This window comes from Flammeovirga sp. EKP202, from assembly GCF_014534745.1.
Taxonomy (GTDB): domain Bacteria; phylum Bacteroidota; class Bacteroidia; order Cytophagales; family Flammeovirgaceae; genus Flammeovirga.
The window spans coordinates 23,763-43,010 of sequence record NZ_JACVVP010000042.1 but is presented as its reverse complement, the minus strand read 5'-3'; the positions used below and the strand labels follow the sequence as shown (position 1 = coordinate 43,010).

Annotated in this window: 17 protein-coding genes; 7 read left to right on the top strand and 10 right to left on the bottom strand. The window is 33.4% G+C overall.

All coding sequences use genetic code 11. The features are described from left to right. Positions 1 to 285 precede the first annotated feature (285 nt). Together IC221_RS21425 and IC221_RS21420 are read left to right on the top strand one after the other, a co-directional pair. Positions 286 to 1,227, top strand: coding sequence for a nitronate monooxygenase family protein (locus tag IC221_RS21425; RefSeq protein WP_188170918.1), 942 nt, complete (start codon positions 286 to 288; stop codon positions 1,225 to 1,227). A 97-nt stretch (positions 1,228 to 1,324) separates the two neighbouring features. Next, positions 1,325 to 2,830 (top strand): NAD(P)H-hydrate dehydratase, encoded by a 1,506-nt coding sequence (locus tag IC221_RS21420; protein WP_188170917.1) that lies wholly within the window; start codon positions 1,325 to 1,327, stop codon positions 2,828 to 2,830. Positions 2,831 to 3,077: 247 nt separating this feature from the next. Here IC221_RS21420 and IC221_RS21415 read toward each other — a convergent pair whose 3' ends face one another. Beyond that, the gene (locus IC221_RS21415) at positions 3,078 to 3,734 is read right to left on the bottom strand and encodes a hypothetical protein (protein ID WP_188170916.1); all 657 of its coding nucleotides are present in this window, start codon (positions 3,732 to 3,734) and stop codon (positions 3,078 to 3,080) included. Between the two features lie 110 nt (positions 3,735 to 3,844). On the opposite strand from IC221_RS21415, the gene IC221_RS21410 reads away from it, so the two are divergent. Beyond that, entirely contained in the window at positions 3,845 to 4,720 is an 876-nt protein-coding gene (locus IC221_RS21410) for a hypothetical protein (protein ID WP_188170915.1), read from the top strand. Between the two features lie 74 nt (positions 4,721 to 4,794). Here IC221_RS21410 and IC221_RS21405 read toward each other — a convergent pair whose 3' ends face one another. From IC221_RS21405 to IC221_RS21375, 7 genes are all read right to left on the bottom strand, one after another. Continuing rightward, a complete protein-coding gene (locus IC221_RS21405; protein WP_188170914.1) occupies positions 4,795 to 5,811 on the bottom strand; it encodes a pirin family protein in 1,017 nt (338 codons plus the stop codon). Positions 5,812 to 5,987: 176 nt separating this feature from the next. Continuing rightward, positions 5,988 to 7,406, bottom strand: coding sequence for a TrkH family potassium uptake protein (locus IC221_RS21400; protein WP_188170913.1), 1,419 nt, complete (start codon positions 7,404 to 7,406; stop codon positions 5,988 to 5,990). Positions 7,407 to 7,927: 521 nt separating this feature from the next. Next, the gene (locus IC221_RS21395) at positions 7,928 to 8,572 is read right to left on the bottom strand and encodes a 7-carboxy-7-deazaguanine synthase QueE (RefSeq protein WP_188170912.1); all 645 of its coding nucleotides are present in this window, start codon (positions 8,570 to 8,572) and stop codon (positions 7,928 to 7,930) included. A gap of 107 nt (positions 8,573 to 8,679) precedes the next feature. Continuing rightward, complete coding sequence (folD, locus tag IC221_RS21390) at positions 8,680 to 9,570, bottom strand: bifunctional methylenetetrahydrofolate dehydrogenase/methenyltetrahydrofolate cyclohydrolase FolD (RefSeq protein WP_188170911.1); 891 nt, start codon at positions 9,568 to 9,570, stop codon at positions 8,680 to 8,682. Between the two features lie 127 nt (positions 9,571 to 9,697). After that, positions 9,698 to 10,003 (bottom strand): hypothetical protein, encoded by a 306-nt coding sequence (locus IC221_RS21385; protein ID WP_044200525.1) that lies wholly within the window; start codon positions 10,001 to 10,003, stop codon positions 9,698 to 9,700. Between the two features lie 345 nt (positions 10,004 to 10,348). Continuing rightward, positions 10,349 to 10,948: a YdeI family protein gene (locus IC221_RS21380; protein WP_188170910.1), complete on the bottom strand. Its 600-nt coding sequence runs from the start codon at positions 10,946 to 10,948 to the stop codon at positions 10,349 to 10,351. A 107-nt stretch (positions 10,949 to 11,055) separates the two neighbouring features. Next, positions 11,056 to 12,150 carry a serpin family protein gene (locus tag IC221_RS21375; RefSeq protein WP_188170909.1) on the bottom strand — a complete coding sequence of 365 codons (1,095 nt, stop codon included), beginning with the start codon at positions 12,148 to 12,150 and terminating at the stop codon, positions 11,056 to 11,058. Positions 12,151 to 12,490: 340 nt separating this feature from the next. Here IC221_RS21375 and lysA point away from each other — a divergent pair, with 340 nt between their 5' ends. Next, positions 12,491 to 13,756 carry a diaminopimelate decarboxylase gene (gene lysA / locus IC221_RS21370; protein ID WP_188170908.1) on the top strand — a complete coding sequence of 422 codons (1,266 nt, stop codon included), beginning with the start codon at positions 12,491 to 12,493 and terminating at the stop codon, positions 13,754 to 13,756. Between the two features lie 66 nt (positions 13,757 to 13,822). Here the strand turns inward: lysA and IC221_RS21365 are convergent, their stop codons facing one another. Then, positions 13,823 to 14,416 (bottom strand): hypothetical protein, encoded by a 594-nt coding sequence (locus tag IC221_RS21365; protein ID WP_188170907.1) that lies wholly within the window; start codon positions 14,414 to 14,416, stop codon positions 13,823 to 13,825. A gap of 195 nt (positions 14,417 to 14,611) precedes the next feature. On the opposite strand from IC221_RS21365, the gene IC221_RS21360 reads away from it, so the two are divergent. From IC221_RS21360 to IC221_RS21350, 3 genes are all read left to right on the top strand, one after another. Beyond that, positions 14,612 to 14,956, top strand: a complete 345-nt coding sequence (locus IC221_RS21360) for a CidA/LrgA family protein (RefSeq protein ID WP_044200536.1) — start codon at positions 14,612 to 14,614, stop codon at positions 14,954 to 14,956. After that, entirely contained in the window at positions 14,956 to 15,654 is a 699-nt protein-coding gene (locus tag IC221_RS21355) for an LrgB family protein (protein WP_223241453.1), read from the top strand. The genes IC221_RS21360 and IC221_RS21355 overlap by 1 nt, the downstream gene beginning before the upstream one ends. Before the next feature lie 257 nt (positions 15,655 to 15,911). Further along, positions 15,912 to 18,560, top strand: a complete 2,649-nt coding sequence (locus tag IC221_RS21350) for a carboxypeptidase-like regulatory domain-containing protein (protein ID WP_188170906.1) — start codon at positions 15,912 to 15,914, stop codon at positions 18,558 to 18,560. A gap of 51 nt (positions 18,561 to 18,611) precedes the next feature. Here IC221_RS21350 and IC221_RS21345 read toward each other — a convergent pair whose 3' ends face one another. Further along, on the bottom strand, positions 18,612 to 19,193 hold the full coding sequence (locus tag IC221_RS21345) for a CPBP family intramembrane glutamic endopeptidase (RefSeq protein ID WP_188170905.1): 582 nt from the start codon (positions 19,191 to 19,193) through the stop codon (positions 18,612 to 18,614). Positions 19,194 to 19,248: the final 55 nt, after the last annotated feature.

Genomic DNA, 19,248 nt, shown 5'->3' with positions numbered 1-19,248 from the left:
TAAAAATTTTAATTACTTCAAATCAGATTGAGTAGTTTAAAAATAGAGCTACATGAGAAAAAGGGCATTTTTAGACGTATATAATACGTTTTAATCAAATATCCAGAGTATTTGACGTAGTTATACAATTACTTCTATACCAAAAAAGAGAGGGAATTATCAATAAAAAATTACTTCTTTGATGACGTTTGTTCCCAAATTATTTACACTATTTTAATTACTTTCACCTCCAAAGAAATCAAAGAACATGTTAAAAACATGTATCACTAAAATCATAAACATCAAATGAAAAACAGAATTTGTGAACTTTTTGATATTCAATATCCAATTATTTCTGGTGGAATGGTATGGTGTAGTGGCTGGAAATTAGCTTCTGCAGTGAGTAATGCAGGTGGCCTAGGATTAATTGGAGCAGGATCAATGCATCCTGAAACTTTTTTGGAGCACGTTCAACAATGTAAAAAAGCAACTGATAAACCTTACGGTGTAAATATTCCTTTATTCTATCCTGAAGTGGATAAACTAATGGAAATTATTATTGATGAGAAAGTACCTATTGTATTTACATCAGCAGGAAGCCCTAAAAAATATACAGCATTTTTAAAGTCGCATGGCATCAAAGTAGTGCAAGTTGTGTCATCACTGAAGTTTGCCTTGAAATCTCAGGATGCAGGCGTAGATGCTATTGTAGCAGAAGGATTTGAGGCAGGAGGTCACAACGGTAAAGAAGAAACGACAACACTTTGTCTGATTCCACCTATCGCTGAACAATTGGATATACCTGTCATTGCAGCAGGCGGTATTGGTTCTGGAAAAGCAATGTTGGCTTGTTTTGCTTTAGGTTCTGAAGGCGTACAAGTGGGATCTCGATTTGCGATTACCAAAGAATCATCTGCTCATGATAACTTTAAAAATAAAGTAGTGGAAGCAGGTGAAGGTGATACAGTCTTAACATTAAAAGACTTAACCGCTGTAAGATTAATCAAAAATAAATTCTATGAGAGAGTGGCGGAAGCAGAAGCAAGAGGTGCCTCGAAAGATGAGTTAGTCGAAATTCTTGGTAAAAGAAGATCGAAAAAAGGTATTTTTGAAGGAGATTTAGATGAAGGCGAAATTGAAATTGGACAAGTTTCCTCACAGATTGATTCTATTAAGTCCGCAGGTGAAGTGGTCTCTGAAATGATGGAAGAATTTAATACAGCCAAAAATCAATTAATAAATGGGTAATTAATCCATTTATGTTGTAAATTAATATTCTAAGCATGTTTTGAGTATTCTCTTAAAACATGCTTTTAAGTATAACACAACACTGTTACTCATAAATATGAAACTTTTTACAGCTGAACAAATCAGAGCTTGGGATAAATACACTATTGAAAATGAGCCTATATCAAGCCTCAACCTTATGGAAAGAGCGGCCACAAAACTGACAGACTGGTATTTGGAAAACTGTAGTAACTTCAAGGACGTTACTCTCTTTTGCGGTGTGGGAAACAATGGTGGCGATGGTCTCGTGATGGCTCGATTGCTCAGTAACGAAGGTTTCAATGTCACTTGTTATATCGTCCATTTTTCTGATAATCCTTCGAAAGATTTCAGTGAAAATTTAGAGCGATTACCTCAAAGAGTAGCATGCTATTCCATAAAAACTGAAGATGATGTACCTTCTCTTTCGAAAGACACAGTAATTATTGATTGTATTTTTGGTTCTGGTTTATCAAGAGCACCAAAAGGAATCACCCAAAAAACAATTATCACAATAAATCAATCTAATTCGCCTGTCATATCTATTGATATTGCCTCAGGTTTGTATGCGGATCACTACTCTAGCCACTTTCAAGGAATCATAGAAGCAGATATTACGCTCACTTTAGAAACACCTAAGCTTTCTATGCTTTTTGTAGAAAATGCTAAAAATGTAGGTGAAATGATCGTAATTCCAATTCATCTTAATCAGGAATACCTTAACGATACAAATTCAAATCATTTCTTTTCAACGGATGATGTCATTAAACAAATCTACAAACCAAGAAATAAATTTGATCATAAAGGAAAATTTGGAAGTACTCTATTAGTCGGTGGTTCAAAAGGAATGATTGGTGCTATTCAATTAGCAACAAGAGCAGCATTAAGATCAGGCACTGGAAAAACCACTTCCCTAGTTCCGTCTTGCGGTTACGAAATTATGCAAGCGACCCTCCCAGAAGCAATGTGTATAGCAGATCCTTCAAAAAATCATATTGTTGCTTCTACGCTACTCAAAAATTTCACGGCAATAGGGATTGGACCTGGCCTAGGTCAGCATGATCAAACTAGAATAGCCATTCGATCTATTATTGAAGATTTTGAAAAACCAATTGTGCTAGATGCAGATGCATTAAATCTTCTAGCTCAAAACGAAGAATGGTGGGATTTTATTCCTGAAAATTCTATCCTTACTCCTCACGTTGGTGAATTTGAAAGACTAACAGGAGTACATTATGTTCAGTCTTTTGACCGAGTTGAAGCAGCACGTAAAATGGCAATACATCGTCAAATTATTATTGTTTTGAAGGGAGCTAATACTGCTGTTTGTCTTCCTAATGGAGATGTTCATTTTAATTCATCTGGGAATCCAGGGTTAGCAAAAGGAGGAAGTGGAGATGCACTTTTGGGGATCATTACAGGTTTACTCTCTCAGAAATATTCGCCAAAAGAAGCTGCATTACTTGGCGTCTATTTACATGGTAAAGCTGCTGACATTGCAGTTCAAGAAAAAGGTTATGAAAGTTTGATCACTTCAGATGTGATTGATGCCCTCGGAAAGGCTTTCATCAGTTTATTGGAGTAAATCATAAAAATAGTTCGACATAAAAAAGCCACATTTTCAAAAGAAATTGAAAATGTGGCTTTATAATTTTATATGCAGTTGCACATTTAAAATTGGGATAAGTTGGATTATTATTTTTTTAGTCTAATCAAGGCAGAATAGAAAAACATAGCCGAAGCTACGTGATGATATTCTAACGAAGAGTAGGCTAAAAAAGAAAATCCAAAACTTCCGATTTTAATTGTACTACTGCTTAAGTATATTTTGCTTAACGAATATCTAATAAACCATTGATCTCATCCTGATTCATATCCGCTTTACTCGCTAATTCTTTTCTTAAGTCTTCTTTTACAATTCTTTCAGCCTCTGCAATTGGATATTTGATTGACATTGTGATATACGTCAAACCGTCTACCTTTTTCAACATTACAATTGGAGTTGTTCTACCTAAACGTGCTGAAACATTGTTTTGATAAGCACCGATCACCTCAGTTACAGAAGCTGCATCAGACATTCCTTCTGAGTTCGCTACGTTTGATTTGATTCTACCTACAATCTCAGATCCTATTTGTGAAGCAATATCTGTTAAACATAATTGCATTGCTGCTTGTTTTGCTGCAGCAAATGATTCTGCTTTAGACTCCTGAGTGGTCACAAAGAATTTTGGATTCCCCATATCGTCAGTTGACAAACGTGCTAAATATGAATTTTCAATTTGCATATCCATTGGTAAGTCTCCAGGAATTTCAGAATATCCTTGTTTCTTAAGATCTTTTGCAGCTTTTCTAGCATCTTTAACTGCTTTGCCTTTTAATTCTTTAAGAGTAGCTTTTTTTTCTTTTTTGGTTTGGGCATGATTCTCATTTGCAATAAAAAACATTGAAGCTAAAACAAGTAAAAAACTTAAAGTGAATTTATTTCTCATAGTTTAATAAATTAAAAAAGTAATTGTCAGTTACGAACTTAAATATATAAATAATATAATTTAAATTGACAGATCAAATTAAAAAGAACAACTAATACTAGTAAATTAATATGAAAAAGATTGTTTTCATTACCTTTTTTATTAGCCTAACAATGTACAGTTATGCCCAAAAAGCAAAAAAGATAAAAGGCAAAGTCACTGAACAATTGGAAGATACGCATACCGTTGGTGAATTTAAAGAAACGTTATTACGAAAAGCTCAAATTATGGCTTTGGCAGATGCATTTGGCACCAACCTCTCTTCTGCGTCTGATTTACGGCTAGGTAATACTGAGATGGAACTTCAATCTCTTAATACCGCTACAGTGAAAGGAGAATGGATTAAAACAGAAGATGTAGAATACACGTGGCACCTTACCACTGAAAACGACAAACAAGTCATTTATTTAGAGTGCGAAGTGGAAGGAAAAGGCAGAGCGATTGATTCTCCAGAATTGAACTTTAAGGCATCAACCTTAAATTGTTCAGGGGCCAACTGTGAAACAACTATGTTTAAAGAAATGTCTCATTTTTATACTTACTTTCAATCTCCTAAAAGTGGGTTTGTGAGTATTTATATGAGAGAAAACGATAAGGTATACCGATTGTTTCCTTATTCTACTATGCATGGAGATCACGCTAATCCTTATGAAGTAAAGGCAGATCAAGAATATATATTCTTTGATCCTAAAAAAGCCGAAAGTTTTGAAGGAATCAGTAGCAGACAAGTTGACGAATTAGTGCTTTCTACCATGGGGCCTAAAAGAATCTTTAATCGTTTATATGTTATTTATTGTCCTACAGAATACGACAAACCTATATTAAAAACAGAGGAAGGTGGAATCAAAACAATCTCCCCTGAAGGTTTTCAAGAATGGCTTTCTTTGCAAAAAACAAATAAGAAAGGGTTTCAGGAAAAAGTGATATACTTTTCAATCGAACAATAAATTATAGACAAGAAAAAACAGACAATCTAATTGATTAAGATTGTCTGTTTTTTATAATTCATAAAAGGTACTCTTTACTTCTCCTCTAATACTCCATCTGCGTGTAGAGCAAAACGACCTTTACCTTTATCATGGACCATCTCTTTTTTATCCCAAGGCCAACCTCCAAATTCAGTTCTTTGGTAATCAGCAAAAGCTTCTTGTAATTCTTCTTTTGTATTCATTACAAATGGACCGTGTTGCGCTACAGGTTCATTGATCGGTACTCCCTGTAAAAGAAGAACATACGCATCTGTATCACCGGCCTTTACTGATATACTTTCTGTTGGATTGATATGAAAAAGGCTATTTTTATCAACGCTTCTGTCCTCCACCTCAATCGAATCCCCTCTGTAAAAATAAATAACTCTATTTACCTCTGCTGAATCTTGAGGAATATTCCAAACTGCATTAGGAGAAAGCTTTACTCTCCAAATCGCTACTTTATTTGATACCTCCGAAGCCCAAGAGTCAGGCGTTGGAGACAATGGTTGCTGTTTTAAATAATCTCCAGCAATCACTTTAACATTAATTTCATTCCCTTCCTCATCTTTTTCATTGACGATGGGTATGTCCTCATGCCAAAGCATTTTATAACTCGGTGCCGCCATTTTATCCTTTCGTGGAAGGTTTAACCAAATTTGAAATAACTCTAATGGATTCTCCTCTTCAGTGTTTAATAAAGGAAACATCTCCGAGTGTTGCACTCCAGCTCCCGCAGTCATCCATTGTACATCACCTTCTCCAAATCTACCTGCCGAACCTAATGAATCAGAATGATCTGCTAAACCTTCCTCCACAATCGTCACTGTTTCAAAACCTCTATGTGGATGGTATGGAAAACCCGGAATCTTTCTTCCATGATACATACTAAAACCATCTTTCCCCGAAAAATCAGATCCAATATTTCTTCCCTCTAAAGGTACAGAAATACTCATATCTTCATTTCCTTTGGGATATATTTCTTTATGATGCGCTGTAAATAAAAAAGGGTCTAATGTGGGCCATTGATTACCTATTGATTGCACTGAATATATTTTTTGATCTTTCATATTTCTCTATATATTGTTTATACATTATTTGTTTAAACAAATTAAATGAAAATATAATTAAATACCAAATTGTAATCAGGTTAAAAAAGTAAACCTCCTTGCGACTTCTCTCAAAATAGAAAGTACAAGGAGGTTTGAATATATGATTTGATGATATATAAATGATTCTTTGTCCTTTACCCTACCATCACATGGGCCTCAGGATATTGATATTTGTTGGTTTGAACTGTTGAGCTCAGTGCTAAAGCTAAAGTTAGCGTTCCTACCCTTCCAATATACATGGACAGAATAATAACTACTTTACCAAATGAAGAAAGTTCACCCGTAATCCCCATACTCAAACCTGCTGTTCCAAAAGCTGAGATCTGCTCAAAAACTAAGGGTAGTATATCTATATTAGGATTATCTAATTCTGTGATGGTTAGCACAAAGATGGCGACTAGATTATAAATCGCAGCAAACATAAAGATGGAATAGGATCGTTTGATATTATCATCACTGATTGTTCTTTTACGAACGACAATTCTTTCTTGACCTCTGATAATTCCAATCGACGAAAGCAATAATACATAAAAAGTACTACTCTTAATACCACCACCTGTAGAGCCTGGAGCTGCTCCAATGAACATTAGAAAAATCATAACAATGATAGTAGATGGTTTCATACTACCAAAATCCATTGAATTAAAACCAGCGGTTCTTGTTGTGACAGATTGGAAAAATGAAGCCACCAATGATTCGTATAAAGTTCTATCTTCTCTTAATTCATCTATTTCTAAAAAGAAAACTGCCACCATACCAATCAATATTAGTATTACAGTAGAATAAAGAGAAATGGACGTACCAATCGAATATTTTTTCCAAGGATTTCTAAATCTATCCGCAATTTTCTTTGGTGAAAAAATCTCTTCAATCGTAGTAAAACCAAAACTTCCGAAGATGATAATAAAACCAATCACAATATGTAATCCATACATATGTCTTAGGTCAATGACCATTCCTGAAGCATTAAACTCCGTCGTTTCATCAGAGACGATATAGGTATTTAAACTATCCGGAAATAAACTAAAACCTGCGTTACAAAAGGCCGAAATAGAGTGAAAGATGGAATAGAATATTTTCTGAAAGAGATTATTAAAAACAAGATTGCTATCCCATGAAAAGAATATAAAAATAGAACCTAACGCTTCAATCAATAAAGTCAAAAAGATTACTTTCCTTAAAAGACCTGTTGCTGATGATAAATCCTCACTACTTAATACGTCTTGAATAATAGTTTTATGTTTTAAACTTACGCCCTTTGATAAGAATGTAGCAAAGAAAGTTGCAAAAGACACGATACCTATACCTCCAAGCTGAGCGAGTAAAAGGATCACAATTTTTCCTTTGAATGTAAAAAACTGACCTGTATCAACCACTGCTAATCCTGTTACACATGATGCACTAACGGAAGTAAAAAGTGCATCTAGAAATGACATACTTTCATCAACCCCTACCGAACATGCGGGAAGCATTAAACCAAACGTCCCTAACAAAATCAATAATATAAAACTGAAAATGAATGTAGTGGAAGGTTTAATTTTAAATTCTGACAATGCAGATGAGCTTTTTGTGATCTCAATGCAAATCAGAATGAATAAACAGAAAAACAGGTAATTAACGTATTGTAAAAACGGATTTTCAATCCAGAAACTCTTTAAAAGCTCTTCTACTAATCGTACTCCAAAAAAATAGTGAAAGAGGCCATTGAAGGCGATATACAAAAGAAAAGTGCCTTCTATGAAGGTTGACTTAAAAAACTTAAAACGATTGGTGGAAAAAATGATTCGTAGTAAGTAAGAAATACAGTATACAAAGACGATGACATCAAGAACAGAAAGTAATAGTCTTATGTCATCCTCAGATAGATAAAACCCATAATTGTAAATCAGTATAACTACAGCAACAAATGTATTAATAACAGAAGCTATTCGTTCGTATTTAAAGACTGGTAGTTGATACTTAAGCAACCATTGATTTATGAAGTCATTTGTGTTTGAACCCATAGAAGATTAATAGTTATAGAGGTCAAATATAATAACATTCATTCAATGTTAAATTGAAATACCAAAAATTTCTAAGGAATATCGATATACTTATGTGTTTGTAACGACAAATGCCACTCAGGATTGCTCTTTACAAACTCTACTAATAAAGGTGTGATTTTATCTCTTTTCGACCATTCAGGCTGAATGTATAGTTTACAATCATCTGATAATTTTTCAGATAACTCAACAGCCCATTTCAAATCGGCTTTGTTGTAAACAACTACTTTAAATTCACTGGCTTTTTGATAGACTTCTTCTACAGGTTGCTTAAATTTTTTAGGAGATAAAGTGATATAATCCAATTCTCCACTTAACGGATGCGCTCCTGAAGTTTCAATATTGATATGGAAGCCTTCTTCTTTCAATTTCTCAGTCAGTGGACCAAGATCATGCATTAATGGTTCTCCTCCAGTGATGATGGCTAAACGCCCTGGGTATTTTTTTGCATTTTGAACAATTTCCTCTACTGCTAAAACGGGATGTTTGTCTTGTTCCCAAGATTCTTTAACATCACACCAAACACATCCAACATCACAACCTGCTAATCTGATAAAATAGGCTGCTTGCCCTGTATATGCTCCTTCTCCTTGAATTGTGTAAAATGCTTCCATAACTGGAAGCGAAAGGCCCAACTGCACGCGTTCCTTCGTAGTATATTCTAAATGCTTAACCATTAAAAGTCCTTTTTATTTATGTGAGATTAAAAAGCCCTTCAAGGGGTGAGGGAACCCTTGAAGGACTCAGATCGCAAATTTCGTAAAAAAATGCGATTTATTATAACTTATATTGTTTCCTTAACAGATTTTCTTTTTACTGACTCCAAAGTGTTCATCAATAAAGAAACTACTGTCATTGGTCCAACTCCACCTGGTACTGGAGTGATCCAACTTACTTTTTCGCTTACTTCATCAAATTTCACGTCACCTTTTAGAGAGAAACCTGATTTTTTTGAAGGGTCTTCAATTCTTGTAATACCAACATCGATTACAGTAGCTCCTTCTTTGACCATATCAGCAGTCACAAACTCTGCTCTTCCTAATGCTACGATCAAGATATCAGCTGAAAGACACTCTTCTTTTAAGTTTTGTGTTCTACTATGTGTCAAAGTCACGGTACAGTTTCCTACTTTACTGTTACGAGACATAAGTAAACTCATTGGTGTACCTACAATATGAGAACGACCAACAATCACACATTTCTTTCCTGAAGTTTCAATGTTGTATCTATCTAACAATTGAACGATACCGTAAGGTGTTGCGGGAAGGAATGTTGGTAAACCTAACATCATTTTACCTAGGTTTGCCGGGTGAAAACCATCCACATCTTTTTTAGGATCAATTGCTTCAGTTACTTTAGTCTCATCGATGTGTTTTGGTAGTGGAAGTTGAACAATAAATCCGTCAATATCATCATTATTGTTAAGATCTTCGATGGCTTGAAGTAATTTCTCTTCTGTTATATCGGCGTCGAATTTACATAACGTTGAATCAAATCCTACTTGCTCGCAAGATTTTACTTTATGATTCACATACGTTCTACTTGCACCGTCTTCACCAACTAAAATAGCGGCTAAATGTGGTTTCTTGCCTCCTGCGGCAGTCAGTTTTCTTACTTCCTCAGCAATTTCTTGCTTGATTGCATTTGAAGTCGCTTTTCCGTCAATTAGTTGCATGGAATATCTGTGGTTATCCTAAAAAATTTATCGAAGCACAAAAGTAATGACTTTCGTCTCTTTTTTCTAAAAAATGTATTTTTTTTTAATTGTGAACTTCATTTTTAGAATAACCACAGCGTTACACTCATGGAGAATTATTCACTCTATAGATTGACATATAGGTGTTTTCTTTTTCTCCTTTTTCCAACAATGTTGTTTTTACAGAATTGATATTTCGTTTCAACATTGGGTGAGGCACGTCTTTGTTTGTATTTTCATTGGTTTTCTTTTCTCCTTTGAAAAGGAAAAAGGGCATTAACACAAAAAATGTGGTACCTCCTAAGTATAAAGCTGTTTTAGCTAAGGCAACAAACATTGCTAGGTTTATTGCACATGTCGATCCGATCACGATCAGAGTGATCAATCCAAAAAATAGTGTGTTCTTTTTCATTGTTTTAATTTTTGATGTCTTTGTTTTTGAAATTTTTTCTTGATTAAAAATTGAGACCAATCCTTCCCATAGGCAAGGAAATTTTGTTTTGGAATTGAAGTCATATCAACTCGTGATTTAAAAAGTGAAACATAAAAAAAGGTCCTGACACCGAAGCATCAGGACCTATTTCATAAATATATAGATATTCCTACATCGCTTCATATAGCATCTCCCTCACTCTGCTTTCGCAAAGAGAAAATCCTTGAGGTGTGTCGATATGTAAGCTGATGTATTTCATATTTTTTTAAATTTTACGCAACAAAAGTATTTAACATATTTTTAAGAATGAATATAAATAAGCATTTATTTGTATTTGTCATTGAGACCTATTCCATCTTTAATCATCGGAATTACTTTTTCAAGTCGCGAAAGTTTGGTAGCCTCTCTTTTAGCAGATGCTATGTACTCTCCATATTCTCTTTTCTTCGAGAGAGAAAGACTTTTAAAACTGGACTCTAAATCCTTATCTTTTGTAAAAGCATCTACCAGTTCATTCGGTAATATCAATGGTTTTGGAGTACGATCCGTTTCTACTACTTTTCCTGCTTTCTGATTCTCGATAGCTTCTTTAATATATATTTTCAGTAAATCAGTATGCTCTCTCAGTTCTTCAAAAGAATTAAATCTCCACTGTCTTAACGCTTTTGTCTTGTTTTCTTGAGCATTGATGAGCTGTTGACCTTCATCCTTCAATAATGCACCTTGGTGAAACCATAAACCAACATAGTTTTTAAAAGCTGCAATACCTACCACATTTTTACCTTTAACCATATAAATAGGTGCTCCCCATTTCATCCCTTCTTCCAACTCCGTTTCATTTAGTATTGATCTAAGGTAAATCAATTCTTCTTTCCATGTTTCTGAAGATGCTATATAATCTTCAACAGTTGCATACCTTTTCATAGTTGTAATGGTTCGTTTATTCTAGCAAAATAGACTATTCCTTCTCTAATGATGTCAATTAAAATAATGAAAAAATCGTGATTTACTAATTTTAGTTTCTTCTTCCATCAATTCAATGTGGGGTTATTCATTTTACCAATAAACAATGGCTCCTTTGTCTCTTTGTGGCGAATAATAAAGTAAAAAGAACTGTTAAAAATATATTCTTCATAATCTTCCATATCTAAGCTTCGAGATACTTTTGCTACAGACGCAGCTATTGCTACTGTACCTATCTCATCCACTTTCAAATAAGACTTTTGGAACATCTTACTTACAAATAAATCGTTCTCTGATTGTTTGAAAAGCATTGAAAAATCTGCTCCACTTTGAAAAGGGGAAGTCACATTCATAGATTGCATTAATGGTATACAATCTAAAGAAGAACTCAACACAAACTTTGGAAACTCAAAGTGGATTTTCTTCTTTTTCAAGTGCTTCTCAAGATCTGTAATAACATCGTATGAAAATATCGGAGTTTGAACCAATAACAATTCATAATCTCCTCGGTAAGGAAGCACTAAAGCTTTTACATCGTTAGATGAAAAACATCTAACAGCTTCCGTTTTTGAAAGAAAGTCAACTTCAACAGGTTGATCTCCCTCCAACTCAAAAGCACTTTTATACGTCTTTTTCTCATCAAAAGGACTCTCCCATTCAGCCTTAAAATAAAGTGCATTCATCAGAATTAATTTGTCCATTGGAGATACAGACTCTATCATATCCTTTATTTTAAAATCTGTATTTTGATAAAACCAATTATTGATCTCCAACTTCACCCGCTCTCCTTTTCTTACAAAATCACCTGACTTTATTTCACCACTATAATCTTCAGCTAAAATCTTCTTAAAGGCATTATTCAATGAATACCCTTTAGGATACCTAAGTGCATTCTTCAAAATACACATACCTCCTAACCTTTTTTGTAAATCAATTATATAAGAATTTAATAGGACAATTTCATCCTTAGAATAACCCAAATGATGCATTAATTCTTTTTTCGTCTCATGCTTAGCCATGTTTGCCAACATACTATTGAGCATATATAGACTGACTGGAGAGTAGAATACATTCTTCTGTTCCTCTTGGCTTAGCTTTTCCGCTTCCTTTAACCCAACTTCAACTAACGGGTATTGTTTCTGAGCATATAGGTGAGGCTGCAAAAAAAAGGTAAAAATAAATAGTAATATTAATCTGTACATAAAAAAGTGTTTTCCACATTAGAGCAAGATTGTTACCATTTCTTCATAAATTTATAAAAAAGTTAACCTCAAATATTTTCTTTTATAAAACCTATAAACCCAAACCAAGAATTTTATTTAGAATATATTTCAGATGAAGAGGAGTTGACGCTTTATTTAAAATCATAATTATATAACACAAAGTTTTATCTAAAACACTTATTGTTATTTTTGTAAATAAAAGATATTTGTATGGACTATCTTCTTTTTTAAATTACTTTTGTCTCATAGTAAAATTATCAATTATAATCTTCTTCCGAGAATGGAATTAAAAAATTCAGAATATCAGATCCAAGGTGTACCGGTAACGGATATTGCAAACGAGTTTCAAACTCCTTTATATGTATATGATGCGGATAAGATCATTAGTCAGATCTCTTCTTTAAGAAATGCATTTAATGGTGTAAACTTAAGAATAAAATATGCAATGAAATCTTTATCTAACTTGAGTATTTTGAAGTTAGTGAAAGAGCACGGTGTGGATTTAGATTGTGTTTCTATCCAAGAAGTACTATTAGGTATTCAAGCTGGGTTTCCAAAAGAAAGAATATTATTCACCCCTAATTCGGTTTCTTTTGAAGAAATCCAAGAAGCTGTCGCTTTAGGTGTAGTGATCAATATTGATAACATTGCTATTCTTGAGCAATTTGGTGATGTTTACCAAGATACAGTGCCTTGTGCTATTAGAATCAACCCACATATCACTGCAGGTGGTAATGCAAAAATTCAAGTAGGACATATTGGGTCTAAATTTGGCATCTCTATCTTCCAAATGTCTCATGTAAAGAAAGTTGTAGAAAGTCACAACATCAACGTTGTTGGTCTTCATATGCACTCAGGTTCAGATATTCTAGATTCTGAAGTATTCTTGATGGCTGCCAACGTAATGTTTGATTGTGCAAAAGACTTCCCGAATCTACAATTCATTGACTTAGGTTCTGGATTCAAAGTGGCTTATAAAGAAGAAGACATCGTTACAAACATTCCTGAATTAGGCAAGAAAATGTCTAAAGCATTCCAAGATTTCTGTGCTTCTTACGGCAGAGACTTAGAACTATGGTTTGAACCAGGAAAATATTTAGTGTCTGAATCTGGTCATTTATTGACAAAAGTAAATGTGTTAAAGCATAGCCCTGCCGCTGTATTTGTTGGTGTGGACTCTGGCTTAAATCACCTTATTCGTCCAATGATGTACGATGCATATCATCATATCAAAAACGTTTCGAATCCTGAAGGACCAAAACGAGTGTATGATGTAGTGGGTTACATTTGTGAAACAGATACATTTGGTTATGATAGAAAACTGAATGAAGTTCGAGTTGGTGATTTATTATCTATCGAAAATGCCGGTGCTTATTCTTATTCTATGAGTTCTAATTACAACTCAAGATTACGTCCGGCAGAGGTCTTGGTATTCAATGGAGTACCTCATTTAATTAGACAAAGAGAAACGTTGGAAGATCTTACTAGAGGGCAAGTGGATATATTCTCCTCTATCCCTGTAAAAGAAGAAGCTTCACTAGACTAAAATATAGACAACTCACATTGTTTAACGCCTTTCTTACGGTTTGTAGAAAGGCGTTTATTTTTTATTCTAATGAATGGTGTTATTTCTGATGGATCTGATGTAAGCATATCTACCATCATAGACCTTGGAGGAGGAAATATAGTAGTAGATGATTGCATCTAAAATTGCATTTTTTTGATTAGAGGTTAATACTAATTGATTGTCTAAATTGAAAAAAATATCCTCTGATAATTTTCCTAGCCAAAGTTTCTTTATGCTATGATGTTTCGTTACTCTTAATATATCTTCTAAATAAGCGACTAAAACGTCTTCAACATTATTCTCTACTAAAGCGTGCATGGTCTCAATTAGAAAGTCAATGTCCTCCGATTCTTCAATACCTGATTTTAATTGAAGAATGGCTTGAAAAACTCTATCCTGCAAAACAGTCAGTCGTTCAAACTCCGTATCTAACTGAAGATCATTGATCTCTTCAATATAACAAAGCGACAAAATATACAATGCAGACTCAAAATCACCTTGATTTTCATAGCACTTTGACCATAACAAAAATTCATCTAATGAAAGATGCTCGAAAGTATCAATTCTTTGATTAAAAAAGCTGATAATTTCGTCGTATTTTTTGTCATCAAATAGGTTTCCTAGGTCTTTTATTGACATAATTAAAGATCAAATATAATAACAGAATTAAAGTAACAATGTGCTCAAGCGGTACAATAAGCTTCTACTACAATATACAAAATTTTGAAGTGTTATTTTGTCACTATTTAAATAAATCTTATCTCTTTCCTAAGGCTATTAATACTCATTCAATCATGTATTATCTTTATATCACAAACTACTATATAACCGAATATGATACGAGGATTTATGTTAATTCTAGCGATGCTGTCGTTAGGAACCTTTATTAATGAAATTATAGACTTGCCCATCCCTGGCAATGTAATCGGGATGATTATCTTATTCTTATGTCTTTATTTTAAAATTATTCCATACGAGTGGGTCAAAGATGCTGCTCAATCTTTAACTAGAAGAATGTCATTGTTCTTTATTCCTGCAGGTGTAGGCATGATGGAGTATTTAGATATGATTCAAAATAACTGGTTAATGATAGGTGTAACCATTGTAGGTTCAATGTTTGCCGTGATGTTATCTGCTGGTTTTGCGGGAGAATTTTTAGGTAAAAAAGAAGACAAGTAATGGAAGTAATTAATCATTTATTCGAAAGCGAAACGTTTGCATTAGCTGCAACTTTGGGATTATTCTTAATTTTTGAAGCAATCTATCAAAAAGTTAAAACACCACTTCTTAATCCGGTATTGATGACCATCATTACACTGATTGTTATTTTAAAATTATCGGATGTTCAATACGAAACTTATCAAACCAATACACGAATGATTCATTTTATGCTTGGACCATCTGTTGTGGCTTTGGGTGTATTATTATATGAACAATTAAAAACAATTGGTAAAAATGCAGTTGCTATTCTTTCAGCTACATTCTTAGGTAGTGTGATGGGCGTTGTATCTGTCATTTTAATTGGTAAGTTATTTGGTGGCGGTGAAGATCTTATTATCTCAATGGTACCAAAATCGGTTACTACTCCTATTGCTATGGCCGTCTCTGCTCAAAACGGAGGTATTCCATCTATGACCGCTGTTTTTGTAATTATTGTTGGAGTCCTTGGTGCATCAATTGGACCATTGATTGTTCCAAGAGTCTTTAAAACTGCCATAGCAAAAGGTCTGGCTATGGGAAGTTGTGCACATGGTATCGGAACGGCACAAGCTATTCAGATGGGAATGGTAGAAGGTGCGATCAGTGGTTTATCCATTGGTTTAATGGGGGTATTCACTACTTTGGTGACTCCAGGTATTCTTGCACTTTTCTATTAATTAGAAATAAATAAACTATTGAAACCCCATTGTAATATTCGTATTTTCAATGGGGTTTTCTTTTTCAGTTATGGTTTCCAACAATAAATATTTGAACTACATCCATTTCTATTGTAATACAATTTGAGCTATATTTAACCCAACTATAAATATTCATTGGTAGTAATGAGATTCTTTTTGGTGATCAAACTAACTTATTTTTAATCTATTAAAACTCATTACTACTCTGCTGGTCAATAAATAAAAACTATTTGAAAATGAAAAAACTGACTTTTATAGTACTTCTCTTACTTCATGCTTCACTATTGTTTGCTCAAAACTTCATCAAGGGGTATTTGAGAAATGCCGAGACACAAGAGGCTATCCCCTATGCAAACATAGTGGTCAAAGGAAAAACAATTGGGGGTACAACCAATTCAAATGGTTACTTTAATATTCCCATAAAATCTTCATTCCATTCTGATACACTGGGTATCTCTTCAATTGGATTTACAAAACTTGAAGTTCCTATTCGAAAACTTTCTAAGTACCTCGAAAATGAATTGGTACTACTTCCTGCTACTGAAGAGCTTGATATGCTTACCATCAAGGCAAAAATGCCTACACTCAAAGAAATTGTAAAATACAGCAGTCAATCATTCAAAAAGGATATCCGAAAGAAACAGTATTTAGGTGAGTTTTATTATGCGGAAGCGAAATATACCAATGATGATTTCCAAGGAGGTATGGAGTCAACGGGAGAAATCTATTTCGAAAATTACAATCAGATAAAAGCTGACGATGCACACAAATGGAGCTATCACATTTTGATGTTTGACCATATTAAAAGAAATAAAGACTATAATTGGAACTATAACAATTGGGATCATCAAGAAAGCAAATCAGAAAATAGACTTAATAATAAATATGCTGAAGGTCATAATATTGTAGAAAGAAACCTTCGTAACCTCAACTTTATGGGTAATCAAAATATCTTTCATTACCAGCAAGCATTTATAAAAAATGGCCCTTTGGTCAATCCTTCCAATTATAAGTTTGAGCTAGAAGAAATGCTTGTCAATGATGATCAACTCGTTTATGTTTTAAGTTTCTTAGATCAAAAGAAAAACGGTGGTAAAGGCTTACTTTATCTTACAGAAGAATATGACCTTTTAAAGGTCACTTCTGAAGATTTAAGACCAATTCAAAAATATGGAAACTTCACTTATGATAATGTACCAATTTTCAAAAACCGTCTCTATTCTAAAGGTGAAATCACTTTTACAAAAGTTGGAGAAACGCTTTATACGGATCATATTGATTTTGAAATGACGTATAAAGATACTATTGATGTAATCAAATATGTTGGAAAACTAAATATCCCGAACTTCAGTACTATCGAATGCTATAATCTAAGAAACGCTACTATTTTCAGATTTTCCGACAAAGGGTTTTTACTTCAGGCTGAAAATTTCCCTTATGTTGGATATAGCTGTTCATATTGGGGATATAATACAAACATTTCATCGGAGCTATCGAATATCATTGACTCCAAAAATATTCTGATGGACTCTACACTTTATCAAAAAGAACAGAAAATCAGGAAGGGTTTAACACGATATGGTTATGACAAAAAAAGGCATCAACAATTGACACCTGAAATGGAGAAACAAATTGAAGATCAGAAATTGTTTCATTACTATACTTCCAGAAATCTATTGCATAGAAGTGCTTATGATGATCTGATAATTACCGAAAATAAAGAGAATAAGGTTGTTTTGAAAGATGAATTCAACAAAATGACCAAATTGTCTGAATATGATCAAAGGAAGGTAACAAAAGAGGTTATGGATAGTTTAAGGTATTCTATTTCTTTTCATACTCAACTCAATAGAATGTCTAAAGACTTTCATCATCAAAAAGAAGGGTTATCTCTTCAAGGGTTTCAAGAGTTAAGTACGAACTACATGAAACAATTTGTGGATACCTTAATGGTTTATAAGCCTCTTTTATCTGATCAATATGCTAAAACAATGAAAGGAAATATATTGGGTTTATGGCTTAATATAAATGCAATTTATGCGGAAGCCAACCCAGAAATTGTAAAAACACAAGCTCCTCACCTATTGTTAAACGCTTTGAATTATTTTGATTTGGACGATCCCGAAATGAATAAAAGTGACTTACACTATCTTATTGCAGAACATATAAATATTCACCTTACTTTTATTGAGAATGACAACCGTTTGTTTGCCGATGAAGCCCCTTTTAATGAAAACAAAAATACAGTGGAACGTTTTCAAGATATTAATAATAAATACATCAAAAATAAAGCACTGAATGAAAAGGTTTTGAGTACTTACTTAAAGGAGTATTATTTTTATAACGATACCGTTCAAAATGCTACATTTTCTAATTCAGTCACTTACTTTCAATCTCAATTCCCTCAATCCGAATATCAAGCGGACCTAGATCAACTTATTGCACAAAGAGGAGGTTTTAATCAAAATGAGAAAGTGAAGTCGATAGAAGGGCTTGATGTTCAATTTAATTCAACCCCTATTGATTGTACTGAAGGGGTACACGTGATAGACATTTGGGCTTCATGGTGTGGACCTTGTGTGATTTCGATAAGGGATCATTACCCTGTTATGCTTCAAAAATATGAAAAAGAAGGCGTTAAATTTCATTTTGTATCACTTGACAAAGGCAATAACAAATGGCTGAAATCAGTAGAAAAATTTGCTACAGATTACAAAAACCATCACATCAAAATAAATGATCAAGAGATCAATCATTTTAAAAAGAAGTTTGGTGTGAGAGGTATCCCACTTGTTCTGATCATCAAAGACGGTAAGCTCATCAAAAGAATGTCTGGCTTTAGAGAAGAAGTATTGATTAAAGAACTAGATTTCATCAAACAATAATAGATTGCTCCCACTTCAACATGTAAAGTTGAAGTGGGAGTTTTTATTTTATTACAATAAGTGAAGAAGATTGTAGAAAGCATGAAAGAATATACAATAAAAAAGGTTTCTTTCCTTCTCATAAATTAATGCTGATATTAAACCCATCACGAAAAAATGAATATCTCCTATCTTAGTAAAAGGTGTATGCACTAGCCCAAAGCAAATGGAAGTAAAAATCACTCTTGTAATCTTACTATGCCCTTTCTCCTTTAAGTATTCAATCCCTGCCCCTCTAAATATAATTTCTTCAAAAACATGAGCTAATAGCACTGCTCCAATAAATCGAGAAAATCTATTTTCAAAGTTGAAAATATTGAAGTTGCCGTAAGACAAAAAATGAGATGATAACACATAAATAAGTGTTAGGAGTCCGTAGAAAAATAGTTTCTTAAAGTTGACATTCTCGATAAAAATATACTTTTGCCATTGGTTCTTAATAAGAATTAGGATCGTTAAAATCGTAACTATCAATTGAGTAATAGTAAATGACAAATCAAAGTTTTTGAAAAGAGATAGAACTGGTATTAGAATTACTTGTTGACATACAAGCAATAGCAAAATAGTTATAAAGTAAAATAGTAAGCTTTTCATGGTTTGTTATTTTTAGTTTATTTGAAAAAAATTAAGGGAATACTTTTTATTGTAT

What these genes read in the sequence shown, in the direction of transcription:
- IC221_RS21405 (WP_188170914.1), bottom strand. Translation starts at nt 5,811, where the DNA reads ATGAAAGATCAAAAAATATATTCAGTGCAATCAATAGGTAATCAATGG.
- IC221_RS21420 (WP_188170917.1), top strand. Translation starts at nt 1,325, where the DNA reads ATGAAACTTTTTACAGCTGAACAAATCAGAGCTTGGGATAAATACACT.
- IC221_RS21365 (WP_188170907.1), bottom strand. Translation starts at nt 14,416, where the DNA reads ATGTCAATAAAAGACCTAGGAAACCTATTTGATGACAAAAAATACGAC.
- IC221_RS21410 (WP_188170915.1), top strand. Translation starts at nt 3,845, where the DNA reads ATGAAAAAGATTGTTTTCATTACCTTTTTTATTAGCCTAACAATGTAC.
- IC221_RS21355 (WP_223241453.1), top strand. Translation starts at nt 14,956, where the DNA reads ATGGAAGTAATTAATCATTTATTCGAAAGCGAAACGTTTGCATTAGCT.
- folD (WP_188170911.1), bottom strand. Translation starts at nt 9,570, where the DNA reads ATGCAACTAATTGACGGAAAAGCGACTTCAAATGCAATCAAGCAAGAA.
- IC221_RS21425 (WP_188170918.1), top strand. Translation starts at nt 286, where the DNA reads ATGAAAAACAGAATTTGTGAACTTTTTGATATTCAATATCCAATTATT.
- IC221_RS21385 (WP_044200525.1), bottom strand. Translation starts at nt 10,003, where the DNA reads ATGAAAAAGAACACACTATTTTTTGGATTGATCACTCTGATCGTGATC.
- IC221_RS21360 (WP_044200536.1), top strand. Translation starts at nt 14,612, where the DNA reads ATGATACGAGGATTTATGTTAATTCTAGCGATGCTGTCGTTAGGAACC.
- IC221_RS21350 (WP_188170906.1), top strand. Translation starts at nt 15,912, where the DNA reads ATGAAAAAACTGACTTTTATAGTACTTCTCTTACTTCATGCTTCACTA.
- lysA (WP_188170908.1), top strand. Translation starts at nt 12,491, where the DNA reads ATGGAATTAAAAAATTCAGAATATCAGATCCAAGGTGTACCGGTAACG.
- IC221_RS21380 (WP_188170910.1), bottom strand. Translation starts at nt 10,948, where the DNA reads ATGAAAAGGTATGCAACTGTTGAAGATTATATAGCATCTTCAGAAACA.
- IC221_RS21415 (WP_188170916.1), bottom strand. Translation starts at nt 3,734, where the DNA reads ATGAGAAATAAATTCACTTTAAGTTTTTTACTTGTTTTAGCTTCAATG.
- IC221_RS21345 (WP_188170905.1), bottom strand. Translation starts at nt 19,193, where the DNA reads ATGAAAAGCTTACTATTTTACTTTATAACTATTTTGCTATTGCTTGTA.
- IC221_RS21395 (WP_188170912.1), bottom strand. Translation starts at nt 8,572, where the DNA reads ATGGTTAAGCATTTAGAATATACTACGAAGGAACGCGTGCAGTTGGGC.